The organism is Pseudomonas sp. ANT_J28, from assembly GCF_008370005.1.
GTDB classification, from domain to species: Bacteria; Pseudomonadota; Gammaproteobacteria; order Pseudomonadales; family Pseudomonadaceae; genus Aquipseudomonas; species Aquipseudomonas frigoris.
Genome location: NZ_VOBM01000039.1, coordinates 1 through 23,067 on the forward strand (window position 1 = coordinate 1; position 23,067 = coordinate 23,067).

The 23,067-nt window shown below is 53.9% G+C and carries 18 protein-coding genes and 1 pseudogene; 10 read left to right on the forward strand and 9 right to left on the reverse strand.

What is annotated here, in order from left to right:
• Positions 1 to 97 (forward strand): transposase domain-containing protein (locus tag FQ187_RS23230; RefSeq protein ID WP_149631264.1); only part of this gene is annotated, 97 nt, incomplete at its 5' end.
• Positions 98 to 432: 335 nt separating this feature from the next.
• Here FQ187_RS23230 and FQ187_RS23235 read toward each other — a convergent pair.
• The 6 genes and pseudogenes from FQ187_RS23235 to FQ187_RS23260 form a co-directional block, all read right to left on the reverse strand.
• On the reverse strand, positions 433 to 1,923 hold the full coding sequence (locus FQ187_RS23235; protein WP_149631265.1) for an Hsp70 family protein: 1,491 nt from the start codon (positions 1,921 to 1,923) through the stop codon (positions 433 to 435).
• A 1,321-nt stretch (positions 1,924 to 3,244) separates the two neighbouring features.
• A complete protein-coding gene (locus tag FQ187_RS23240; RefSeq protein ID WP_149631266.1) occupies positions 3,245 to 3,505 on the reverse strand; it encodes a PAAR domain-containing protein in 261 nt (86 codons plus the stop codon).
• 179 nt (positions 3,506 to 3,684) lie between these two features.
• The gene (locus FQ187_RS23245) at positions 3,685 to 4,008 is read right to left on the reverse strand and encodes a hypothetical protein (protein ID WP_149631267.1); all 324 of its coding nucleotides are present in this window, start codon (positions 4,006 to 4,008) and stop codon (positions 3,685 to 3,687) included.
• Positions 4,009 to 4,065: 57 nt separating this feature from the next.
• A complete protein-coding gene (locus FQ187_RS23250) occupies positions 4,066 to 5,232 on the reverse strand; it encodes a T6SS immunity protein Tli4 family protein (protein WP_149631268.1) in 1,167 nt (388 codons plus the stop codon).
• A 107-nt stretch (positions 5,233 to 5,339) separates the two neighbouring features.
• The gene (locus FQ187_RS23255; RefSeq protein WP_256667415.1) at positions 5,340 to 6,977 is read right to left on the reverse strand and encodes a triacylglycerol lipase; all 1,638 of its coding nucleotides are present in this window, start codon (positions 6,975 to 6,977) and stop codon (positions 5,340 to 5,342) included.
• A gap of 145 nt (positions 6,978 to 7,122) precedes the next feature.
• A pseudogene (locus FQ187_RS23260) lies at positions 7,123 to 9,210 on the reverse strand (type VI secretion system Vgr family protein); the annotation flags it as partial.
• Positions 9,211 to 9,286: 76 nt separating this feature from the next.
• On the opposite strand from FQ187_RS23260, the gene FQ187_RS23265 reads away from it, so the two are divergent.
• Entirely contained in the window at positions 9,287 to 9,637 is a 351-nt protein-coding gene (locus tag FQ187_RS23265) for an ATP-binding protein (protein ID WP_149631270.1), read from the forward strand.
• Positions 9,638 to 9,667: 30 nt separating this feature from the next.
• Positions 9,668 to 11,638 (forward strand): hypothetical protein, encoded by a 1,971-nt coding sequence (locus tag FQ187_RS23270; protein WP_149631271.1) that lies wholly within the window; start codon positions 9,668 to 9,670, stop codon positions 11,636 to 11,638.
• A 627-nt stretch (positions 11,639 to 12,265) separates the two neighbouring features.
• On the opposite strand, the gene FQ187_RS23275 is transcribed toward FQ187_RS23270, so the two are convergent.
• The 3 genes from FQ187_RS23275 to FQ187_RS23285 form a co-directional block, all read right to left on the reverse strand.
• Positions 12,266 to 13,516 (reverse strand): ribonucleotide-diphosphate reductase subunit beta, encoded by a 1,251-nt coding sequence (locus tag FQ187_RS23275; protein WP_008034875.1) that lies wholly within the window; start codon positions 13,514 to 13,516, stop codon positions 12,266 to 12,268.
• A gap of 518 nt (positions 13,517 to 14,034) precedes the next feature.
• Complete coding sequence (locus FQ187_RS23280; protein ID WP_149631272.1) at positions 14,035 to 14,271, reverse strand: hypothetical protein; 237 nt, start codon at positions 14,269 to 14,271, stop codon at positions 14,035 to 14,037.
• Positions 14,272 to 14,317: 46 nt separating this feature from the next.
• Positions 14,318 to 14,581 (reverse strand): DUF2790 domain-containing protein, encoded by a 264-nt coding sequence (locus tag FQ187_RS23285; RefSeq protein WP_123368728.1) that lies wholly within the window; start codon positions 14,579 to 14,581, stop codon positions 14,318 to 14,320.
• A 414-nt stretch (positions 14,582 to 14,995) separates the two neighbouring features.
• On the opposite strand from FQ187_RS23285, the gene acs reads away from it, so the two are divergent.
• The 7 genes from acs (at position 14,996) to FQ187_RS23325 (ending at position 23,049) form a co-directional block, all read left to right on the forward strand.
• On the forward strand, positions 14,996 to 16,951 hold the full coding sequence (gene acs, locus FQ187_RS23290) for an acetate--CoA ligase (protein ID WP_149631273.1): 1,956 nt from the start codon (positions 14,996 to 14,998) through the stop codon (positions 16,949 to 16,951).
• 703 nt (positions 16,952 to 17,654) lie between these two features.
• Positions 17,655 to 18,428 carry an ABC transporter substrate-binding protein gene (locus tag FQ187_RS23300; RefSeq protein WP_149631275.1) on the forward strand — a complete coding sequence of 258 codons (774 nt, stop codon included), beginning with the start codon at positions 17,655 to 17,657 and terminating at the stop codon, positions 18,426 to 18,428.
• Between the two features lie 91 nt (positions 18,429 to 18,519).
• A complete protein-coding gene (locus FQ187_RS23305) occupies positions 18,520 to 19,209 on the forward strand; it encodes an ABC transporter permease (protein WP_111451529.1) in 690 nt (229 codons plus the stop codon).
• Positions 19,206 to 19,904: an ABC transporter permease gene (locus tag FQ187_RS23310; protein ID WP_008154328.1), complete on the forward strand. Its 699-nt coding sequence runs from the start codon at positions 19,206 to 19,208 to the stop codon at positions 19,902 to 19,904. The genes FQ187_RS23305 and FQ187_RS23310 overlap by 4 nt, the downstream gene beginning before the upstream one ends.
• Position 19,905: 1 nt before the next feature.
• The gene (locus FQ187_RS23315; protein ID WP_149631276.1) at positions 19,906 to 21,030 is read left to right on the forward strand and encodes a M14 family metallopeptidase; all 1,125 of its coding nucleotides are present in this window, start codon (positions 19,906 to 19,908) and stop codon (positions 21,028 to 21,030) included.
• A 27-nt stretch (positions 21,031 to 21,057) separates the two neighbouring features.
• Positions 21,058 to 21,822, forward strand: coding sequence for an ABC transporter ATP-binding protein (locus FQ187_RS23320; protein ID WP_008154324.1), 765 nt, complete (start codon positions 21,058 to 21,060; stop codon positions 21,820 to 21,822).
• 246 nt (positions 21,823 to 22,068) lie between these two features.
• Positions 22,069 to 23,049: a GlxA family transcriptional regulator gene (locus tag FQ187_RS23325; RefSeq protein ID WP_149631277.1), complete on the forward strand. Its 981-nt coding sequence runs from the start codon at positions 22,069 to 22,071 to the stop codon at positions 23,047 to 23,049.
• Positions 23,050 to 23,067 lie beyond the last annotated feature (18 nt).

Genomic DNA, 23,067 nt, shown 5'->3' on the forward strand with positions numbered 1-23,067 from the left:
TCCGTACGCGTATCTAAAAGATGTCCTCACGCGCCTGCCGACGCAGCGCGCGAGTGAAATCGATCAGTTGCTGCCGCATAGGTGGCAGCCGGTCTAATCAGGCAAGGCGTGATGCCCGGACGCATACCTTTCAACATCTTTTTTTCAAAGTCACTGAATTTCTTTTTCAGCGTTAATAAAATTGTGTAGTGGGTTTCACTAAAGACTGAATTGAGTTTTTGGATGGGGGGCTGCAGTCGAAATCCTTCGGCGTGATATAGCTCAGTCTAAAATTGAAAGTCACTCGGACGTGACCGTTCGGTCCACACACCTTGCTGGCACGTCTCTTCAGGCAATGATGACTACCATTGCCTGCTGTCGCTCAGCAAGAAGCTATGGCTGCTGATGCGTCGCGAATGGCCAAATATGATCATTCTATAAACCGGATAAATCCTAGCAATCCTGAGTCAACGATGCATAAACCGAAAGCCCATCGACAACTCCCAGTGACGCTTCGCTGGGAACCATTTCGTATTGTGGGAACGCTTGCCTTACCGCTTCAACCACATATGGCGCTCGAGACATACCGCCGGTCAAGAACAGCACGGGAGCAAGGCTCTTGATTTCTGTGCTGACTTGCGCAAGAAGTTGCTGAAATGTGCGCATGAAACTCTCTGCCCCCAATGCCAAGTGGGTTTCGTTCGCCCGCGCCACTAGTCCCGTTTCGATGTAATCCAATGAGCGCTCGCTATATGCAGCTAGACTCAGTTCAATCTTCAGTTTCTCAACATCACTGTTCAAGCGAACTGGGATGCCCGGGTTCTGCAACGTTGCCAATCGCGCAGAGTAAGGAAGCGGTGTACGTGGGAAGCTGTGTTTCCGAAACGACTTCTGACGATTAAGATCACTCACCAATGCGGCGTCCATGAATACCGGTGCCAACAGCTCTGAGCATACCCCTTTACCGAATAGCGGCATTACTGAGCGGAGCGAAAGACCTAGATCAACGTCAGTACCGCCCTTGGGCTCACCCCACGTTTTCAGAATATGAGGCTGCGGCCCCCCAGCGCCGACTTCAGCCAATGCAATGTCGGTGGTTCCCCCCCCTATATCTATTATCAATGCTTGGTGAGCCATAGTTGAACTGGAGTGATAACCCACGGCAGCGGCGGACGGCTCATGCAGAAAATCGACCTTCTTAAATCCCGCAGCAGTCGCAGCCTCAGTTAGCATAGAAATGGCCTGCACCCCTCCGTCTGAGCCTAGAGAGCTTCGAAATTTAACCGGCCTACCAAGGGTCGCCTGCGTGACCTGCACCCCGAGCTGCAAGCTGGTTTGTTCCCGAATGTGTTTAAGAATTCTTGTGACAATGCTGGTTATATAGCCACGCTGAACCTTCTCTAGGCGAAAACCCAGCATCGACTTCGGGGACTGGATCAATCGACCGGACTCGTAAATGAACAGAGCATTAATGGCTTCCTCGCCAAAAATTGCAGCATCAAGGCGAATGTCAGCCTCTTTTGCCTTCGCAGTCTCATCGCTAAGCCAACGACGCTTGATCGAATTAATGGCAGATTCACGAAGGTCCTGATCGCTGCTCAGGAATGGCTTAGCAATCATGGCTCGGCGCTCTTCCTTGTCCTGCGCGGACATCGGTTTTTTTAAGCGAGCTGCGGCTCGAGCGCGCATTTCTATCGCGACGATATCCTTGTTGTAATCCGACAATCGTCTGGCATAAGCCGCTTTGGCTGAGCGAATTCCATCGCTGACTTCTTGCTCGTGAAGCGATGTAAGTTCGAACCTGGAGAGGTCGGCGGCGCGATCGGGAAAGAATACCGCCGTCCTAAATTGCGGCTGCCCATCGAACATGATGTGTTCGATCTGGCCATTGCGAAAAACCGCGGCGCTGGAGTAACTGGTGCCAAAATCGATGCCTATCTTCATGAGCGGTTCCTGCCTTGGAGGTGCAATACGACAGGAATCTATAGAAGAGTGACGATACTGTCAGCGCGGTAGTAGCAAAAAACCATCATTTTTCCTGTATTCAACTGCGAGCGTACGAGAAACTCTTGCCGCTAACCCGTGTAATAGCTGCCTAAGGACCTTATGCATTTCCACTCGACAGCCGAAAATCGCGAACAAAAAACCTGCCTTCATCCCCCAAAAACGGATGTATAGCGCATTAGAGCTTTAGATTTACGGTTACTGATTCGCGCAATAACGGCACATTGTGCACACCAATGACCAGCTCGTATCGCCGCCAAAGACGCTCGCCAGTGATGGCCGCGATGACACAACCACTCCATGTACACAGCGTTATTCTCATAGGCCATTGAAAGGCACTGTCCTCCGTGCGCGGATGCCGCGCTCTGTGCATCAGCCAGCGTTAATCGGCGCTTATCAATGCTGCATATCGGGCACCATGTGCCTCTGATCACCCGGCGGCCAAGCGTTTCCCACTCATGCCCCACTTTGCAACGAAAAAGCACACGTTGGCGTACACCTAGATATTCCCCCTCACTCAAGCAAATCCCGTCATGACTAGCGGCAATAGCTCGAATACGTTCGAATCCTTCCGGGTGCAATCGTTGTTTAGAAAACTGTCCGATTGCGCAACGCTGGCACCATGAGTCTCGTAAGATCTCGTGGCCCATGGCAGACCACGTATGTTCTTGAGCGCAAATAAACTGATGACGTCGGCCCGTTCCCAAATAGGTTTCATTCAGGCACCGACCTCCCTTTTTCTCCGCTGCCTTTTGAAGCCTTTCAAGGCCATCGGTTAAGCGAGTCTTCTGGTATCGAGCCCGTTTAACGCAGGCAGGACAGCCTGGATGACGCAAAGCATTCCTGGCATTGCGTTGCCAACGATGACCGCATCCACAATAAAAATCGTACAGGCTTTTCTCGCCCTTCCACTGCGTAGAAAGGCAAGACACTCCCTGTAACTGGACCGCATCTAGCAAAACTTGCATGGAGCGCTGTGCGCTGCACTCTGGGCAGCCTTTGGCGGTCGGACTCAATAGCGTGACGGGAGTCGTGCTGAAGAGGTGTCCGTACAAGCAAATGAATTGGTATTTCACATGCCAACCAGACCAAAGAGTTGCATCGCTCGACAAACCCAAGCGTTCAGTGGCCTGGCGCAATCGCTTGGAACGGTCTAGGACCACATGTTGAGGTGGTTTTTCTGACATAAAAGCTTCGTTTAGCTGATTAGACTCAAATGCAGCACAGGATAAGTGACCATCGAAAATGCGCTCTGCAATTCTCAACTATCAGCGTTGCCGTTGGGATTGCTCGCGATCAGGCTGGCACCGCAGGAGGTTTTCATGCCGTGGAGCGCTACGGGTACACCATCGACATCCAGCGTGGCGCTTCCCTCAGATATGGGAAATGTTCCTTTGCATTTAGGACAGTCGACCTTATGCCCAACTCCAGACATGGGTTTGCCATATAAGTCAGTTTGGCTGAAAGCTTCAATAACGGTTCCGCCGTGACTGGTGGAGTCGCCGAGTCGAATGATATCCATGTCTCTTCCTTTGAGGTGCATCACCGAAGCTGACCTGTAAACGCTTAAAGGTTGCTTGCTTGACGGGCCCCTGAGGACCTGTGTGACCGCAGGGGAGTTGCTCGCATACCTGTTGCGAACGTGAGATTGCCTGAATTAACTATCGGGATGTCCGCGATTAGCTGACCTGCCCACCTGCACTACCAAAAACGGATCTCTCCGCCCAGCATGAAAAGAATCAGTGCTAGGCCGGACTGTCCGAACAGCAGCGGGGCGATCGTAATCAGACCTTGAGCCACAACAGCAACTTTATATGGCCCCGACAAACCATAGCGCTGCCAATACAGCGCATGCAAGACCATTGTCAGGCTGTTCGCTACCCAGACCGCGCCAATGGCCATCATGTAATTTTGCTGAGCGATACGCAGCACGATGAATAGCAAGCCAAATATCACGACGAGGACTGAAGCGACAGCAAGTCGAGAGTGATCCGGTTTGATCGAGTCGGTGGTAGGTGGGTGCATTACTTTTCCATCCCTGTATGCGTTCGAAGGTTTGATATGTACCAGCGCTGATCAGCACTAAAGCTTATCCATCCAGTCCTGGGACGGTGGTAGCCCAGTAAGGAACTCCTCCAGAGCGTAGTCATTTGCTCCTGGCTTGCTGACCACAGTTGATGTCACTGGGCTAGAAGGACTAATGAGGGGTTTTCCTCCTGACGGTGGTGTCAGGGCTCCTGGACGAAAGCGCACGCTTTCAATTATGGCGTCCCAGATCTCGAAGAACTCTGCCTCGGTTGGGCCTCCAGATACATCTTCAAAATTAGGAAACTCGCCCAATGCCGATGGTTTTATAGATGTCAGATAGGTAGTGTCCATACCCAAATTAACACTTGGCAATGGCGTAGGAGCTCCATGTCCGACAAAGTTCCATTCACCACCAACATTGGTTTTGAATTCTTGTGGACCTTTGCCTTCTGTTCCACCCATGACGTATTCCTCGCCATCCAGCTCTCCAACAACTCGCGTTGCCGCTCGATATTCTTTGCGCCCAGCAACGACACCAGGGTCCGCTAGCATGCGAGCTATCAATCCAGCGCTTTCCCTGTCGGCTTCACGACGCCGTTCAAGCATAGGCTGCTCAGGCTCCCACACCATTCCGTGTCGCACTACCACGCCCAAGTTGCGAGGCAGCGTAAATCCCCAGCTCACTTCTTCCTGATCACCACTGGCGAGGTCGTAGTACCCATCCACAAATGCGCCGCTCAAGCATAAGCCAGGGCGACTCGGTATCTCGTCCGCTGCTCGCGCATGCAGTCGAGGAAACAGTTTGGCAATGGCATCTTTGCTGTTGAGTGATGGTGTGATTTTGAAGAGAGTGCCGTCGCGCCATAGATAGCCTTCGGCTTGGTGAAAAAGCTGCTGAACAACAGTCTCGTCATCCTCAGCCAAACCATCCACGTGTTCAAACTCATAGACAAAGACGGCTCCTCCCTCGGGCGTTGCAACGCGTTCCGAGGGTCGCAAATAAGCTTTTCCATTGTTGTCTGTCTTGATTGCCAGCACCTCTTGCCATCGATGCTCAACTAGCTCGTCGTATTGCTGCTGGGTAACGCCAGTAGTCACGGAAAGTGCCATGTTGCCTAATTGCGCGCCACTTGCCTGGGAGGTCCAAGTGGTCCCTTTTGGCAGGTCGACTAGTAGCCGACCGACGCAGTAGGTCTGCATATTTTGTGTCAAGTCACTCATGTTATGGCTCTGGTTGGAATGGGGTAAGCGCCACTGGTGCCATCCGTATGCGGAAGCCCCCAGTATTGAGACTACAAGGGCAACGATTAGAAGATGGCGGCGAGCGATCATGCCGAGAGCTTCTTGGCATTGGCACCTATTCTCAGAACCGAATACAGCGTTAGGTTCTGTACATTGCGGTTCTTGTAGGAGCCCTGATGGTCATAGCCTGTCATACGGGCAGCGAACACTGCTTGCTCCGCAGCGTCTTCGGCGGCATGTGCAGGCACGGTGCCGTCGCCCGCTTGATCCTGGCCTTGAAGATCAGCGAAGTAACCATCACCACGGGTGTTATGGCCAATTCCCACACCGTACTGGTTAATCAACTGGTCCTCGCTGATGTCATCAACCATCCACGCTCGCCCTTCGTGATTTTCACCCCTCAGTCGTAGAGACAAAGCATGTTCGCGTGAGGGCGTCGGAACGGGGGTAGCGGGCATTCCTGGCTTATGGGAAGGGATAACTCCAGTGCCAAGCTTCCATGTGACTCGATGGAACGCCTGATGACTGCTATCTGCCCCGTAATGAACGAAGCTGTTGGGGTGATAATAAGTACCTAGCCCAGCGTGAAAAGACTTTGCTTGACTGAGCATTTTTTCATAGTTGCTCCAAGCGCTGGCTAGCGTGCCCGGGGATGAATTCCCGATTGGATTTATCCAGGCGGCATCCATCAGTTTCCACCACGCGTTCTTCTTTAAGTAAATCTGCGTGTATGGATCTGGCCCAGTAGGCATCTGAAATAATTCTTTTCCATTGCAAGTGATGCTCAACCAACCAGCGCCATAACGCTGATTAGGTAACAACTCCAAGGGCCCCGCAGCATTTGCAAAGATTGGCATGATTTTTTTGCCAGTCCCGCCGAGCCCAATGGCCCCTGCCATATCCTCCCATCCCGCTCGAACACGACGATAGGCAGTTGCTGCACCGATGGCTGGTTGGACACCGTGAACCACGCCTTGGATCAGGTTTGGGTTGCGCTTGGCACACATGCGCGCCACTAATCCACCCATGGAATGAGTGACCAAAATCACACCATGCTCACACTTAACACCCAGCTCTTTTCTGCATCGTTCAAGAACGGATTGGATTCGACCTGCAAGATAGTCAGCGGCTTGGGCATTGGAGTTGAGCCAGTTGTAACCCACTGCATAGACGGGGTACCGAAATTCAGCCGCAGCCTTCAATGCTTCTGGTTTCAGTGGACTGTAGCCCTTGAGCTCGCCCCAAGCCGAAACATTGTTTGGCACCGCAGCCATAACCCCTGGGTAGGGCTTGCCCTCTGGGGTTGCAATGAAACGTAGCTGTACTTCAAGGAAGTTGAGAATGCTCCCATAAGAATCGAGCGACACGGATCCCCAGCCACGATTCCTTGCCTCTTGAACCGGCAGCGTGCTGACAAATTTGCTCACCGTTTCGAGATCGGAATCCTGAGGGTTCGACAGAGCGCGGGTTAGTTGCGGGTCAAGTAGTTGCTTGCGTTCAACTGGGGTCAAACTGTTGTAGCTTTTCCATTTGGTGACTCCCGCCACCCAGCCAGCAGCATCATCAGGAAACCACGCCCATCGATTATCGTTGCCCATGATGCGAGCGTTGGCTCCCGTCGCCAACAACGGACTGCCCATGATGCCGGGCACAAAAATAATCGGGATGGCGTGGTCCGGAGGTGCGTTGAGTTCAGCGCGGACATTGTTGGATGTGCGGCTCATGGTCACACGTGCGGTAACGTTCCCATCTGGGCCAATTTGGGTTGGTACCGGCCTTGTTGGCTCACTCATTAGGCTCTCCCTGCCTTGTTTTGACGACTTTCAATGTAGATTCTGGCTTTTCCGATATTAGGGATTTGCATGATGGTCATGTCTCACTTGGACCAAGTAGATGAAACTCATAACCTTCAGTCGTCAGACCCTGCTGCATTGCGGCCCAACCATCACCATCAGTAACGCCTTCCACCCGGGCACCATCACTTCGCGTAAGTGCGTAACGGTAATTCGGTAATGGCGTCCCATTGCGTACCACCCGTACTCGCTCATTGAACGGAGTTTGGGCCCACGTGTTAAAGACGGTGGACGCGTGAGCTGGGGCGATAAAGCTGTGCTTGGCCGACTTGACGATAAAATTGCCGGGCATACCCAGTTCGATGTTGCCTCCCTTAAGGGTTAGGTAGGCACCGCCGCAGGTCAGGGTGATGTGCTCCTTGGCAGAGATCACCACGTGTTGAGTGCTCGCGCTAATCTCCACGCTTTGATCCGCCTCCAAGCTGATGTTGTTCTTTTGAGCCTGTAGGAGCATCGGCCCCTGGTGAGTGATGTGTCGCATCTCACCGCTTTGAGCGAATAGCCCCAAGTCGGTGCCTGCATTAACTACGAATTTCTGGCCCGAGGTGAATTGCTGATTCTGTTGCGCAACGCTATCGATATGCTCGCCAGCAGCCAGAGTGACGCTATTGGGAGACACCGCCGCGATACCGGCCTGACCACTCAAAGCAATAGCAGGTTTACCACCGTTGGTTTTTCCAGACTCATCATTGGCACCATTACCCAAGTCACGAACCGCCTCACTGAGCGTCTTCTGTGGCTCGGTGTCATGGCCAACACCCTGATGATCTGCGGCGTAGTCGCCCAACTCTTTAGCCAGTTGAAGAGCGGCCTCCAATACCTGAACGGCAGTGGCGCGGTTGAGATGCCCACCGTTGGCATTCAGTTGCTCTTCAGTACTGAGCAGCAGGCCCTTGGCTGCGCGAAGCGCGCCATGTTCGTCTGTGCGCAGCTCGAAACCTTCACCGCGTGGCTCTCCACCACTTGGACGCGGGTGAGTCAGATAGCCCAGGTGCAATGCGGTACTGCCATGATCACTCATCAATGCAGCACTAATTTGTTTGGTAGTGTCGTCGATGCGCAGCTCGTTGGCCCTGGTCCCCTTGTACTCCTTGCTTTTGATGGTGCTCAGAATTTTGTGATTCGGGAGTTGGTATGGCGGAGAGTTGGTCGCACGGTAGGTGCGGCCAGTGATGATCGGTTGGTCACAATCTCCATCGAGGTAGTCGACGATAACTTCCTGTCCGATGCGCGGAATCGCCATGTGCCCCCATTCCGCGCCGGCCCAGTTTTGCGACACTCTGATCCAGCAAGTGCTGAACTCATTGTTTTTGCCTTCCCGATCCCATGGGAACTGGATTTTTACCCGTCCCCATTCGTCGCAGTAGATTTCCTCGCCTTCAGGCCCCACCACGCTGGCGATCTGTGGCCCATCGATACGGGGCTTGGGCATCGGCGCAGGGCGCCACTCTGTTTCCTCGGAAATAATCTCGGCGGTAAAATCGTAACTAACCCCCATCTCCGCACCGGCAGATTCTTCTTGCTGGCTGGCGTGCTGTACACCTTTATGGGTGATTCGGACCGAACGCCACCACCGGTTGAAATCTTCTCTAGGGTGACCAGTAAGCTGGAACGACAGGCCGGGAATCAGACGAGGATCATCTCCTTCGACCACTGCAATCTGCGCATCACGGCGATGACCGCGTAGGCGATTCTCAGTAAAAGGTTTGCCGACAGCACTGGCCTTGTAGCGTCCAGGGTAATCGTAACGTTCGTAGTCCTGGGCCTGATTATTCAGGTCATCACCGGCAAGATTCTGCTGCTGGTCGAAGGTGGGGCGTTTAAAGGTGTAATCGCGCTGCGTCTGCTCAGCCGTGCGGACGTTTTCGGTGTAACTGAACGCATAGAGCACCGGATGCTCGGCATCTGCTGCTGGCTGAGTAGTGTAGAGCACCGGCCCACCCTTGATACGCTCCTGAACATAGAGCTTGTCGCCATGAACTAGAGTGTGAGTGCTTGCGTCGAATTTGAAATAGTAGAAAAGGCCTTCCTCGGTAGAAAGCCTGTCGAACAGGTAGAGGTCGGTATCGCCGGCCTGAGCGCAGTACTCGCGGGGCAAATGTTCTCAATTTGAGAGGCATGGGATTACCGTTTCATTTGAAGAGCCTAGCCATTTTTTCGCTACCGTTGTTCAAGGCCAAATGTATCAAATTTTTGAAAATCTGATATCTAACTCAGTCTATTGGTTAACACATCACAGCGCGATGCTTCTTGAAGCTAATGGCGAAACAAATGACTATTTGCCTTGTATAGAAATTGCAGTTGATGTTGATGCTCGAGAAATTATTTTTAGAGATAACGGGCCTGGTATAAGAAAAGCCGATGGTGAGAAGGTTTTCGATCCTTTCTTTAGTAAAAAACCGTCAGGTCGCGGGATCGGGTTGTATATAGTGAAGAACTTGTGCGCTGAAAATAATATCTCGGTATCACTGATTAAGGCAGATTCTCGAGATTCTCATGCTGGTTTTGTATTCGGATTTGAGAGTAAATAAATGGCTACAAGGAAGTTGAAGAGAAAAGCATTGTTTATCGATGATGCTTTTGCGCGTCCTACTGTTTCTGATTTTCAGAAGCAAACTGTGCGATTACGACGGTTTCTAACGGATAATGTTGAGACCAAAAATTGGTTTGATCAACAGTTCGGACTTGTTGGTGAGGCAAATGGACGTTTGTATTTTGAGCCTCTCACCTCTAAACCTGAAGAGATTTTGAGGTTCTGGAATATACGCAATAAGTTACCATCAAAGAAGCAGCTGGTTGAACAAGTTTTTTCTGATTTGGTTGAAGAGCTTAGCCAACATCATACTCCCTTGTCTAAAATCGAAAGGATTTTAAAAAGTAGAGGGTGGAGTGTGGTGAAAACGCCTTCTCTTCCAGATTTGGATCTTGTTGAAACGGATGTCTCATTAATAGTTATAGATTATCTTCTTAGTAATGAAGTGCCGGATGATATAGAAGGGAAGGTTGCGGAAAGTATTGCGTTTTTGAAATCAATAGTTTGTCGCGCAAAACAAGAGGAAGGCTGTACTCATCCTTTCGTAATCCTTATTTCTAGTCTTCCCAATTTAGCGGAGAATGATGCGTATAACTTTCGCAAATGTGCGTCAACTCCCGGAGGTTTTTTTCGGTTTGTAAGAAAGCTAACAGCCGAGGCGGAGTTTGCTGATGCCGTAGATACATTTTCCCTTCAAGAGGGTGAATTAAAAAAATTTAGGAGTGTTCATGTTAGCCTTGAGAAGGCCATCTCATCAGCTGCACATAATCTCCTTGAGCAAATTGAAGGGCTTGAGCTGGAGGATTTAGCTACTCTTTATACTGCGCAATTGGTCACAGAGAAAGAACCTTTATCTGACTATTTGGGTTGGCTCTCGGGTCAGCTTTTGACCGCCTCTATCCAGAGAGATATCGTACTGGCCGAGAAGTCTATGGATCTTCCAGCGGAAAGCTACGAGGTATTGCTGGGGCACTGTGAGCCAACGCAAAACGTGTCTAATTTGTTTTCTGACTTTTCCTCCGTTAAACCTGCATCGGGGGAGCTTTTTAGAAATAAGAACAAGCAAAGGCAAATTCGTTTTGGCGATCTTTTTGTAAAGCTGCCACCTAAAATATCCAGCGGTAGAGGAAAGGGAGCTATCGTTAACGGGTCGGATGCGACCTTTTTAATGGTTATCTCCCAAACTTGTGATTTGTTACAAGGAAAAATCACAAATGGCCAAGTGTTGTGTGTTCAAGGTAGTGGGCGACAAGTCGAATCTACTGAAATTGATTTGTTGCGCGCTACAATAAAACAAATGGGTTCTGATGGTGATGTCTTAATACGAGATGGCGAAAAGTTTACCCAGATCGAGTGGGGTAATAAAAATCTCCTTACTGTCGACCAAAAAACATTAAGTAAAGAGGTGGGTTTTTCTTATTTAGGGCGACTTAACGAAATTTATGCTTTAGAGGTTCAGCACACAGCTCTTCATCAATTAGGTCGTATTGGTGTCCCAATTGTGCCAGGATATCGTGTTTTTTTTGGTGCCGTTGAAATTCGGGTGTTCTCTGCAAAGGCGGAACTTCCTGATTATTTTGTTAGTTTGAATAATAGTTCTGTCTTGGCCGTGCTGCGCAGTGAAAAGGTCGCTAGCTCAATCAAGCAAAGACTGCTGTTCTCTGGGGAGCTTCGTCGTTGGTTGTTAAGTCGTTTGAGTGAAATGCTCCTAAAGGAAGGATTTCCAACCGGCTTAATAAAGAACGTAACGGATGTTTCTACTGCTCTGAAAAGTGTTGAATCATTCAGTACTTTTGTAAAGTTTAAAGAGGGTATGATAGACGGCTTTTCGAGAGACCCAATTGCAGGGTTAGGAGAGGATAAGGTTCAGTCAATTCCATCTGGTGTAGTAATGGTGTTGAAAGATTTACCTCGTGTAGAAAGAAATGTTCCATCTCCTAGAGTGCAAATTACATTTTTACCATCCATACAGTTTCATAAAGAGAGTGTTGATATTTGATTTTTGTTTGTCTTTGAAGCTTAGATGGCTGATTATGATTAGCTCGATAAAAAAGGCTCCCTCAGTGGAAGCCTTTTTTATTGGGCTGAAATTATTAGCGACTTACGGGGGGAAGTCACAAGCTACCATTGCTCAAAAGCTTATCAATCTCCCAATGCTAAGATAGATTCAATTTCCGTGAAATCAGTACTTTGCCGATACGTTGTCCTAATCTCGCGGAGGGGGCAGGCGACAAGTCAATGATGACGTAGCCACTTCCATCCGCAGAATCTTGCATCTGACTGCCCAGTGTTGAGCTGCGGTCATGATGCTACTCATACTTTGGACTTGGCGGAGATACTCGTTATGCTCGCAATGTTCGCCAGTTGAAATGACACGCGAGCGTAGCACTTCGGATTCTAGGCGAATTGCCGCTCAACGATGTTCGTAGTGCTTAAATTTAAAGAGTAGAGACGGCTGATTTTTTTGGGGAGGGGAGGGCGAAGGATTGTCAGAAGGTGAGAGGCGTGAGAGTGAAGTACCACCGAGGGCTGACCCCTCGATGGTATTTAGGTGTTTCTTTTGACGGATGGTTTCAGTCTTGTTGAAAAAATTTCAGAAGACGTTGAAAAACTACGGCTCCAGGAATCAATCCCAGCTCAACGCCCCACCAGTCTGATACTCAATAACCCGCGTCTCAAAGAAATTCTTCTCTTTCTTCAAGTCCATAATCTCGCTCATCCAAGGGAACGGATTCGTAGTCCCTGGATACTCTTCCTTCAACCCAATCTGCGACAAGCGACGGTTAGCGATGAACTTCAGATAATCCTCCATCATCGCCGCGTTCATACCCAACACCCCACGAGGCATGGTGTCACGCGCGTATTCGATTTCCAGCTGAGTGCCCTGCAGAATCATCTGCGAAGCTTCTTCCTTCATTTCAGCATCCCACAAGTGCGGGTTTTCGATTTTGATCTGGTTGATCACGTCGATGCCGAAGTTCAGGTGCATGGATTCGTCGCGCAGGATGTATTGGAACTGCTCGGCGACGCCGGTCATTTTGTTGCGGCGGCCCATGGAGAGGATCTGGGTGAAGCCGCAGTAGAAGAAGATGCCTTCCAGAACGCAGTAGTAGGCGATCAGGTTGCGCAGCAGCTCTTTGTCGGTTTCGACGGTGCCGGTTTCGAACTTCGGATCGGAGATCGAGCGAGTGTATTTCAGGCCCCAGGTGGCTTTTTTCGCGACCGATGGGATCTCGTGGTACATGTTGAAGATCTCGCCTTCATCCATGGCCAACGATTCGATGCAGTACTGGTAGGCGTGGGTGTGGATCGCCTCTTCGAATGCCTGGCGCAGGATGTACTGGCGGCATTCCGGGTTGGTGATCAGGCGGTACACGGCCAGCACCAGGTTGTTGGCAACCAGGGAGTCGGCGGTGGAGAAGAAGCCGAGGTTGCGCATGACGATGCGGCGCTCGTCGTCGGTCAGGCCTTCCGGGTCTTTCCAGAGGGCGATGTCGGCGGTCATGTTGACTTCTTGCGGCATCCAGTGGTTTGCGCAACCGTCCAGGTACTTCTGCCAGGCCCAGTCGTACTTGAACGGGACGAGCTGGTTGAGGTCGGCGCGGCAGTTGATCATGCGCTTTTCGTCGACGGCCACACGGGCGGAGGCGCCTTCGAGTTCGGCGAGGCCTTCGGCGATGTCGAGGTTGTCCAGGGCAGCTTTTGCACGGGCGATTGCGGCGGAGTCGGACGCGGTTACAGCGCGGGCTTCTTGAGCCGCGACGCCACCAGCGGTGTCGAGGCGGTCCATGTTGGCTTCAGTTGCGTGGCCGGCGTTGGCGCCTTTTACAACGGTTTCGCCGCTGTCTTCTTTGTCGAATTCGTCCCAGCTCAGCATGACGTGTCGTCTCCTGCGTGAGGGCCAGATGCCCGTGTGAAAACTGATTGGTTGGTTTTTCACACGACCGTACTGGCCGCGTTGGATAGCGTTTTTTGCAGCGGTACACGCAGGCAAATAAACATAATTTTGTACGGGGTTCCGAGAGCCTCTGACGGGCGCCGAAATCGGTGAAGACTTCGGCGTGGGCTTCAGACTGGCTGTTATCCCTGTAAGGGAATATTGCAGGCCCGTTTAAGGCGGCATTATAGGGAAATTTTTGCGGCCGTGGTGGGGCGAATCCGCGCATGGAGCGGTCGAGACGGAAGGTTTTTCGGTCGGAGCGAGGGTTTACAGGGCTTTGGCTGGATGTCGCGGGTGCAGATTTTTTTTCATAAATTTTACCTGGAATATTTTTTGTTCAAAAAATAGCCAAAAAATCACGTCTTTCACTACATGTTGTGTTTTAAGTCGCTTTTCGATGCTGCTAGACACAACTAAGCCCGACCGAAGTCGGGCTGTGAAGTCACGCTCAATGATCAGCTGAGACGAGCCGCACCAACGTGGTCTGCACCATCCGCAGCTACCTTGGCAGCGCCGGTGTGGTCGGAGCCATCGGAGGCGAAAGACGCCGAACCGGTATGGTCGTGACCGTCAGAAGCGACAGCCGCTTGCGTGTTGTAAGCAGCCGAGCCAGTGCGGTCGTAGCCGTCAGCGGCGAAGGTGTTAGCGGCCAGGACAGAGAGGGTCAGGGCGAGGATCAGTTTGGTTTTCATGGTAGTGGCTCCAGGTTCGTTGGCGTTGTGTGCCTTGGGCGGCTGATTAGCCGTTAGAGCAGCCGTTACCCATGACGCTGTAGCGCAGAATGTGGCGTTGGCCTTTGGAGTCGTCGTATTCCATTGTTGCTGGAACAACTTCACACACATTCGGGATTTCGCTCATCGATATAACTTTGGCGATGTCCAGGTGAGTGGAGTAAGTGTATTCCTCAACGGCGGGTTGCTGCTGTGCGACATCAGTCGGGACCTCGTCTGCCATGGCGGTTGCGCACAGGCTGCTGAGGGCCAGAACTAATAAAGCTTTCATTTCAGATTTACCTTTTAGAGGTCGAATGGGGTCACGCAACCTTTTTGGGGTTGCGTGTAGAACTTAAGTACTAGGTTTTGGATTAACTGCCTTCGTGGGGGCTGCAACTTGGTTAATCACGTTGCCTGGTTGGCGAGGCTGATTTTAGACGTGGGGTTTACATTCATATAGGCGTGCTTTTGATAAACACTATTGGCAGATCCTGTAACAATCCCAGAAAATCGACCTTTGGCTCGCTGATGAAGCCAATGTCATAAATGCCCAAAGCCCCTGAAATCACCGGGCTTGAGCGCCTCGATTAGGTATAGCCACATTTTGTAGGGGCTTGTTACTACCATCGTCGAATGGTTCTATAGGCCCGGCCCGGCTACAACTGGGTCATACAAAAACAACTATTCCACCGAGGTAACAAAGATGAGTGCGGCTTCTCTGTATCCCGTTCGTCCCGAGGTTGCGGCCAACACGCTGACTGATGAGGCGACCTACAAGGCCATGTACCAGCAGTCCGTCGTCAACCCGGACGGCTTCTGGCGCGAGCAAGCCAAGCGCCTCGACTGGATCAAGCCTTTCACCACGGTGAAACAGACTTCCTTCGACGATCACCATGTCGACATCAAATGGTTCGCCGACGGCACCCTGAACGTTTCCTACAACTGCCTCGACCGTCATCTGGCCGAACGCGGCGATCAAATCGCGATCATTTGGGAAGGGGATGACCCTGCCGAAAGCCGCAACATCACCTATCGCGAGCTGCACGAACAAGTCTGCAAGTTCGCCAACGCCCTGCGCGGCCAGGATGTGCACCGCGGCGACGTGGTGACTATCTATATGCCGATGATCCCCGAAGCCGTGGTCGCCATGCTGGCGTGTACCCGGATCGGCGCGATTCACTCGGTGGTGTTCGGTGGTTTCTCACCGGAAGCCCTGGCGGGCCGGATCATCGACTGCAAATCCAAAGTGGTGATCACCGCCGACGAAGGCATTCGTGCCGGCAAGAAGATCCCGCTCAAGAGCAACGTCGACGACGCGCTGACCAACCCGGAAACCAGCAGCATTCAAAAAGTCATCGTGTGCAAGCGCACCGGTGGCGACATCAAGTGGAACCAGCATCGCGACATCTGGTACGAAGACCTGATGAAGGTTGCGGGCGCTGTATGCGCGCCGAAAGAGATGGGTGCTGAAGAAGCGTTGTTCATCCTTTATACCTCCGGTTCGACCGGTAAGCCGAAGGGTGTACAGCACACCACCGCCGGCTATCTGTTGTACGCGGCGATGACCCACGAGCGCGTGTTCGACTACCGTCCGGGCGAAGTCTACTGGTGCACCGCCGACGTCGGTTGGGTTACTGGCCACACCTATATTGTCTATGGCCCCCTGGCCAATGGCGCGACCACCTTGCTGTTCGAAGGCGTGCCGAACTACCCGGACATCACCCGGGTGGCGAAAATCGTCGACAAGCATAAGGTCAACATTCTCTACACCGCGCCGACCGCCATCCGCGCGATGATGGCGTCGGGCAAGGCTGCCGTTGAAGGCGCCGATGGCAGCAGCCTGCGTCTGTTGGGTTCGGTCGGTGAGCCGATCAACCCGGAAGCGTGGGATTGGTATTACAAGAACGTCGGCCAGTCCCGTTGCCCGATCGTCGACACTTGGTGGCAGACCGAAACCGGCGCGACCCTGATGAGCCCGTTGCCGGGTGCGCACGCGCTCAAGCCGGGTTCTGCTGCACGTCCGTTCTTCGGCGTGGTGCCGGCATTGGTGGATAACCTGGGCAACATCATCGAAGGCGTTGCCGAGGGTAACCTGGTGATTCTCGATTCGTGGCCAGGCCAGGCGCGTACGCTGTATGGCGACCATGACCGCTTCGTCGATACCTATTTCAAGACGTTCCGCGGCATGTACTTCACCGGTGACGGCGCGCGTCGTGACGAAGACGGTTACTACTGGATTACCGGTCGCGTGGATGACGTGCTCAACGTCTCCGGCCACCGCATGGGGACTGCCGAGATCGAAAGCGCGATGGTCGCTCACCCGAAAGTCGCCGAAGCGGCCGTGGTCGGTGTGCCGCACGACATCAAAGGGCAGGGTATTTATGTCTATGTCACGTTGATCGGTGGCGAAGAGCCGAGCGAGCAACTGCGTCTGGAACTGAAAAACTGGGTGCGCAAAGAGATTGGCCCGATTGCCTCGCCGGATGTCATCCAGTGGGCGCCGGGTCTGCCGAAAACCCGTTCGGGTAAAATCATGCGCCGCATTCTGCGTAAGATTGCCACGGCTGAATACGATGGGTTGGGGGATATCTCTACCCTGGCGGATCCGGGTGTGGTGCAGCATTTGATTGATGAGCACAAGATCATGAACGTCGCGTAAGCGTTCCGAGTCATCTAAACCCCGCCAGGTGTTGAGCCAGGTGGGGTTTTTTTATGTCGATCAGGTTTGGATTTTCCGTTGCTTGGGCGGGCCTCTTCGCGAGCAAGCCCGCTCCCACACTAGATCTCCAGTGAGCAGAGAATTTGTGCCAGAAGCAGATCCAATGTGGGAGCGGGCTTGCTCGCGAAGGCGATCTGTCAGACGCCACATAAACAACTGCCAATAATTATCGGCTTCGCCTGTAGGTGATTTCCCACTGTTACCCATCACCTTTCAAGTAACTGAATGTGTAACCGCTCGCTCCGATACGGGGCATTGGGAAACGCAAAGTCCCATCATCGGGCCTCCTCAGCCCCTGCAAAAAATAAGACACAACGCTGCGCTTGCCGGATTAGAAGGGTTTGCCAATAATAGGCCCGCAATTTGCAAGATAGATCGGTTAACTGTCTTTTGCTCTTGCATGAATTTGCAAGGCTGTCAACGCGCTCAAGCGGCTTTCTCGGTGCTTCTGTAATTAGTTGTCGCATTGAAGAAATATCGGCTTCGGGCCTGTCGTTAGAATGCCGATCACTCGCTCGTTGTTGCTTGCGTTGAAAAAAGCGCGCAATTCCTACAACGCAGCACCGCTTTGCGGTTCCACTCATTCGCATATTGGGCTGTCGCTCACTCTGCCGTTTTAGCCCTTTACCGATGGAGTCCCAAGATGAAGAAACTCGTGCTGCTTGGCGCCCTGGCACTGTCCGTGCTGTCCCTGCCGACATTCGCCGATGAAAAGCCTCTGAAAATTGGTATCGAAGCGGCTTACCCTCCGTTCGCTTCCAAAGCGCCGGACGGCAGCATCGTTGGTTTCGACTACGACATCGGCAACGCTCTGTGCGAAGAGATGAAGGTCAAGTGCGTTTGGGTCGAGCAAGAGTTCGACGGTCTGATCCCGGCACTCAAAGTGCGCAAGATCGACGCGATCCTGTCGTCCATGTCGATCACTGAAGACCGCAAGAAGTCCGTGGACTTCACCAACAAGTACTACAACACCCCGGCTCGCCTGGTCATGAAGGCCGGCACTCCAGTCAGCGACAGCCTGGCTGAGCTCAAGGGCAAGAACATCGGCGTGCAACGTGGTTCGATCCACGAACGTTTCGCCCGCGAAGTGCTGGCCCCGCTGGGTGCCGAGATCAAGCCTTACGGTTCGCAGAACGAAATTTACCTCGACGTCGCCGCTAGCCGCCTCGACGGCACAGTGGCAGACGCTACGCTGCTGGATGACGGTTTCCTGAAAACCGATGCTGGCAAAGGTTTCGCCTTCGTTGGCCCGGCCTTCACCGACGTCAAGTACTTCGGCGACGGTGTAGGTATCGCGGTTCGCAAGGGTGACGCGCTGAAAGACAAGATCAACACCGCGATCACCGCCATTCGTGAGAACGGCAAGTACAAGCAAATCCAGGACAAATACTTCGCCTTCGATATCTACGGCAAATAACACGTCCCGGCGACAAGTCCGAAATGGCGCAAGCAACAGAATCTCTGAGGTTTGCGCCATTTTTTCATCCCCCTTTTCGAGGACCTGAAACATGTTGAAAGGCTACGGGGCTGTCATCCTCGATGGCGCATGGCTGACGCTTCAGCTCGCCTTGTCGTCCATGGTCTTGGCCATTGTTCTGGGTCTGATCGGCGTTGCGCTGCGTCTTTCCCCGATTCGCTGGCTGGCCTGGCTGGGCGATCTGTATTCCACGGTGATCCGCGGGATTCCCGACCTGGTGCTGATCCTGCTGATTTTCTACGGCGGTCAGGACCTGCTCAACCGCGTTGCGCCGATGCTCGGTTTTGACGAGTACATCGATCTCAACCCGCTGGCCGCCGGTATCGGCACCCTGGGCTTCATCTTCGGTGCGTACCTGTCGGAAACCTTCCGTGGTGCCTTCATGGCGATCCCGAAAGGTCAGGCAGAAGCCGGCATGGCGTACGGCATGAGCAGTTTTCAGGTGTTCTTCCGGGTGTTGGTGCCACAGATGATTCGCCTGGCGATTCCGGGTTTCACCAACAACTGGCTGGTACTGACCAAGGCCACCGCGCTGATTTCGGTGGTGGGGCTGCAAGACATGATGTTCAAGGCCAAGCAGGCGGCAGATGCCACCCGTGAGCCTTTCACCTTCTTCCTCGCAGTGGCGGCGATGTACCTGGTGATCACCAGCGTCTCGTTGCTGGCATTGCGTCACCTTGAGAAGCGCTACTCGGTAGGCGTAAGGGCGGCTGATCTATGATCTTCGACTACAACGTCATTTGGGAGGCCCTGCCGCTGTACTTCGGCGGCCTGGTGACCACCCTCAAATTGCTCGCGCTGTCGCTGTTTTTCGGCCTGCTGTGCGCGTTGCCGCTGGGCTTGATGCGCGTCTCGAAAAACGCGGCCGTCAACATGAGCGCCTGGCTCTATACCTACGTGATCCGCGGTACACCGATGCTGGTGCAGCTGTTCTTGATCTACTACGGTCTGGCGCAGTTCGAAGCGGTACGTGAAAGCTTCCTCTGGCCGTGGCTGTCCAGCGCCACGTTCTGTGCGTGTCTGGCCTTCGCGATCAATACCAGCGCCTACACCGCTGAAATCATCGCCGGCAGCCTGCGGGCCACGCCGAACGGTGAGATCGAAGCCGCCAAGGCGATGGGCATGTCGCGCTACAAGATGTACAAGCGCATCCTGCTGCCGTCGGCCCTGCGCCGGGCACTGCCGCAGTACAGCAACGAAGTGATCATGATGCTGCAGACCACCAGTCTGGCGTCCATCGTGACCCTGATCGACATCACCGGTGCCGCACGCACGGTCAACGCGCAGTTCTACCTGCCGTTCGAAGCCTACATCACCGCCGGCGTGTTTTACCTGTGCCTGACCTTCATTCTGGTGCGGATGTTCAAACTGGCCGAGCGCCGCTGGCTGGGCTATCTGGCCCCGCGGAAGCACTGATATGGAACGCATCGATCATTCATTGCCGTGGAGCCACTTGGGCAGCGAACGCCAGATTTCGGTGTTCTGTTTCGGCAATAGGGAGCGCAGTGGCGGGCGCAAGGCCTACATCCAGGCCAGCCTGCACGCCGATGAATTGCCGGGCATGCGTACGGCCTGGGAGCTGAAAAAGCGCCTGACCGAACTCGAAGCCCAAGGCTTGCTCAACGGTGTGATCGAACTGGTACCGGTGGCCAATCCACTGGGACTCGGCCAATTGCTTCAGGGCAGTCATCAAGGGCGTTTTGAGGCGGGCAGCGGCAAGAACTTCAACCGGGATTTCGTCGAGCTGAGCGCGCCAGTGGCCGCCGAGCTGGAAGGGCACCTGGGTGATGATCCGCACGCCAATATTCAGCTGATCCGTCAGACCATGAGTGATGTGCTCGCCGCATTGCCGCCAGCCGCCAGTCAGTTGCAAGGCATGCAGCGCATTTTGCTCAGCCATGCCTGCACTGCTGATGTGGTGCTGGATCTGCATTGCGATGCCGAAGCGGCGCTGCACATGTACGCCTTGCCGCAACACTGGCCGCAATGGCGTTCGTTGGCCGCGCACCTGAACGTAAAGGTGGGGCTGCTGGCGGAAGATTCTGGCGGCAGTTCGTTTGACGAAGCGTGCTCGCTGCCGTGGTTGCGTCTGTCGCGTCTGTTTCCTGATGCGCAGATTCCCTTGGCCTGCCTGGCGACTACCATTGAATTAGGTGGTCAGGCCGATACCGGCCGCCCAGAGGCGATGGCTTACGCCGAAGGCATTCTGGCGTTCCTTGCCGAGCAAGGCTTGATCAGCGGCGAATGGCCAAAACCTGCGCAAGATGCTTGCGAAGGCATGCCGTTCGAAGGCACCGAATTACTGTTCGCGCCACACCCTGGCGTGATCAGTTTCTTGCGTAAACCCGGTGAATGGATTGAAGCCGGCGATGAGATTTTCGAAGTGATCGATCCGTTATCGGATCGGGTCAGCACGGTGTGTGCTGGTACGTCCGGGGTGCTGTTTGCCATTGAACGGCTGCGTTATGCCCAACCCGGTTTCTGGCTGGCCAAGGTGGCGGGGCGCGAAGCGCTGCGTCACGGGCGCTTGCTCAACGACTGACTGACTGTTTTTGTGAGAACCGACCGCATGTACAAACTTGAAGTCCAAGACCTGCATAAACGCTATGGCAGTCACGAAGTGCTCAAGGGCGTGTCCCTGAAAGCGGCGGCTGGCGATGTGATCAGCATCATCGGCTCCAGTGGCTCCGGCAAAAGTACTTTCCTGCGCTGCATCAACCTGCTGGAGCAGCCGCACGCGGGCAAGATTCTGCTCAACAACGAAGAGCTGAAACTGGTCGCCAACAAGGACGGCGCGCTGAAGGCGGCCGACCCGAAACAGCTGCAACGCATGCGTTCGCGCCTGTCGATGGTGTTCCAGCATTTCAACCTGTGGTCGCACATGACCGCGCTGGAAAACATCATGGAAGCGCCGGTCCACGTGCTCGGCATGTCCAAGGCCGAAGCCCGCGAGAAGGCTGAGCACTACCTGAACAAGGTCGGTGTGGCGCATCGTAAAGATGCTTATCCGGGCCACATGTCCGGCGGCGAGCAGCAGCGTGTGGCGATTGCCCGTGCGCTGGCGATGGAACCTGAGGTGATGCTGTTCGACGAACCGACGTCGGCGCTCGACCCGGAACTGGTAGGCGACGTGCTGAAAGTCATGCAGGCCCTGGCGCTGGAAGGCCGGACCATGGTGGTGGTGACGCACGAAATGGGCTTCGCCCGTGAAGTGTCGAACCAGCTGGTGTTCCTGCACAAAGGTGTCGTCGAAGAAAGCGGCAACCCGCGTGAGGTGCTGGTCAATCCACAGTCCGAACGTCTGCAACAATTCCTCTCGGGTAGCCTCAAGTAAACCGATCTCCCGTTGCGCACCGGGATAGTGCATGCTTCGCAATCTAGAGGCTGACCCCGATCCCTTGTGGGAGCGGGCTTGCTCGCGAAAGCGGTGGTTCAGACAGCAACGATGTTGACTGATACACCGCTTTCGCGAGCAAGCCCGCTCCCACATTTGATCTCTGCCGGTTTCGAGATATGCGTTCATTTACGGGCTAGCATTGGCCCATGCCTTCATCACTGTTTTCGTTTCGGATTGCCCGCCATGACTGCCCATCGAATTGGTTTCCTGATTTGGCCCAGCACTAAAGCACTGACGCTTGCGCTGGCTGAGGAGGCCTTGCGTGTTGCCCAGCGTGTGCATCCGGACGTTGTCTACGAACTGTCGTTTTTGCAGGCCGAACCGCCGACCGAAGGCGCCTGGCAATTGCCGGGTGAGCCGTGGGCCGGCAAGCTCGAGAACTTCCAGAAACTGTTTTTGCTCTCTGATGAACCGCCGACCACACTCGCGCCGGCGCTCAGCAGTTCGTTGAAACAACTGGTGCGAGCCGGTTGTGTCATTGGCGGTTTGTCGGCCGGTGTTTACCCGTTGGCCCAACTGGGTTTGCTCGACGGTTACCGCGCTGCCGTGCATTGGCGCTGGCAGGACGACTTCACCGAGCGCTTCCCGAAAGTCATCGCCACCAGTCATCTGTTCGACTGGGATCGCGATCGCCTGACCGCGTGTGGTGGCCTGTCGGTACTCGACTTGCTGCTGGCCGTGCTGGCCCGTGACCACGGTGCGGAACTGGCCGGTGCGGTATCCGAAGAGTTGGTGGTCGAGCGCATCCGCGAGGGTGGCGAGCGCCAACGCATTCCGCTGCAGAATCGTCTCGGTTCCAGCCATCCGAAGCTCACGCAAGCCGTGCTGCTGATGGAAGCCAACATCGAAGAGCCACTGACCACCGACGAAATCGCCCAGCATGTATGCGTGTCCCGTCGGCAGCTGGAGCGGATCTTCAAGCAATACCTCAACCGTGTGCCGAGCCAGTATTACCTGGAGCTGCGTCTGAACAAGGCCCGGCAGATGCTGATGCAAACCAGCAAGTCGATCATCCAGATCGGCCTGTCATGTGGTTTCTCCTCGGGGCCGCACTTCTCCAGCGCCTACCGCAACTTCTTCGGTGCCACGCCGCGGGAAGATCGCAACCAGCGGCGCAGCAGCAGCCCGTTCGAACTGTCGTCGGTGCCCTCGGAGCGTGGGTGACAGAGCAACCGCGCCACC

Excerpts from the sequence above, each read along its gene's own strand:
- FQ187_RS23235 (WP_149631265.1), bottom strand. The coding sequence starts at position 1,923 with ATGAAGATAGGCATCGATTTTGGCACCAGTTACTCCAGCGCCGCGGTT.
- FQ187_RS23240 (WP_149631266.1), bottom strand. The coding sequence starts at position 3,505 with ATGGATATCATTCGACTCGGCGACTCCACCAGTCACGGCGGAACCGTT.
- FQ187_RS23245 (WP_149631267.1), bottom strand. The coding sequence starts at position 4,008 with ATGCACCCACCTACCACCGACTCGATCAAACCGGATCACTCTCGACTT.
- FQ187_RS23250 (WP_149631268.1), bottom strand. The coding sequence starts at position 5,232 with ATGAGTGACTTGACACAAAATATGCAGACCTACTGCGTCGGTCGGCTA.
- FQ187_RS23255 (WP_256667415.1), bottom strand. The coding sequence starts at position 6,977 with ATGAGCCGCACATCCAACAATGTCCGCGCTGAACTCAACGCACCTCCG.
- FQ187_RS23265 (WP_149631270.1), top strand. The coding sequence starts at position 9,287 with ATGTATCAAATTTTTGAAAATCTGATATCTAACTCAGTCTATTGGTTA.
- FQ187_RS23275 (WP_008034875.1), bottom strand. The coding sequence starts at position 13,516 with ATGCTGAGCTGGGACGAATTCGACAAAGAAGACAGCGGCGAAACCGTT.
- FQ187_RS23280 (WP_149631272.1), bottom strand. The coding sequence starts at position 14,271 with ATGAAAACCAAACTGATCCTCGCCCTGACCCTCTCTGTCCTGGCCGCT.
- FQ187_RS23285 (WP_123368728.1), bottom strand. The coding sequence starts at position 14,581 with ATGAAAGCTTTATTAGTTCTGGCCCTCAGCAGCCTGTGCGCAACCGCC.
- acs (WP_149631273.1), top strand. The coding sequence starts at position 14,996 with ATGAGTGCGGCTTCTCTGTATCCCGTTCGTCCCGAGGTTGCGGCCAAC.
- FQ187_RS23300 (WP_149631275.1), top strand. The coding sequence starts at position 17,655 with ATGAAGAAACTCGTGCTGCTTGGCGCCCTGGCACTGTCCGTGCTGTCC.
- FQ187_RS23305 (WP_111451529.1), top strand. The coding sequence starts at position 18,520 with ATGTTGAAAGGCTACGGGGCTGTCATCCTCGATGGCGCATGGCTGACG.
- FQ187_RS23310 (WP_008154328.1), top strand. The coding sequence starts at position 19,206 with ATGATCTTCGACTACAACGTCATTTGGGAGGCCCTGCCGCTGTACTTC.
- FQ187_RS23315 (WP_149631276.1), top strand. The coding sequence starts at position 19,906 with ATGGAACGCATCGATCATTCATTGCCGTGGAGCCACTTGGGCAGCGAA.
- FQ187_RS23320 (WP_008154324.1), top strand. The coding sequence starts at position 21,058 with ATGTACAAACTTGAAGTCCAAGACCTGCATAAACGCTATGGCAGTCAC.
- FQ187_RS23325 (WP_149631277.1), top strand. The coding sequence starts at position 22,069 with ATGACTGCCCATCGAATTGGTTTCCTGATTTGGCCCAGCACTAAAGCA.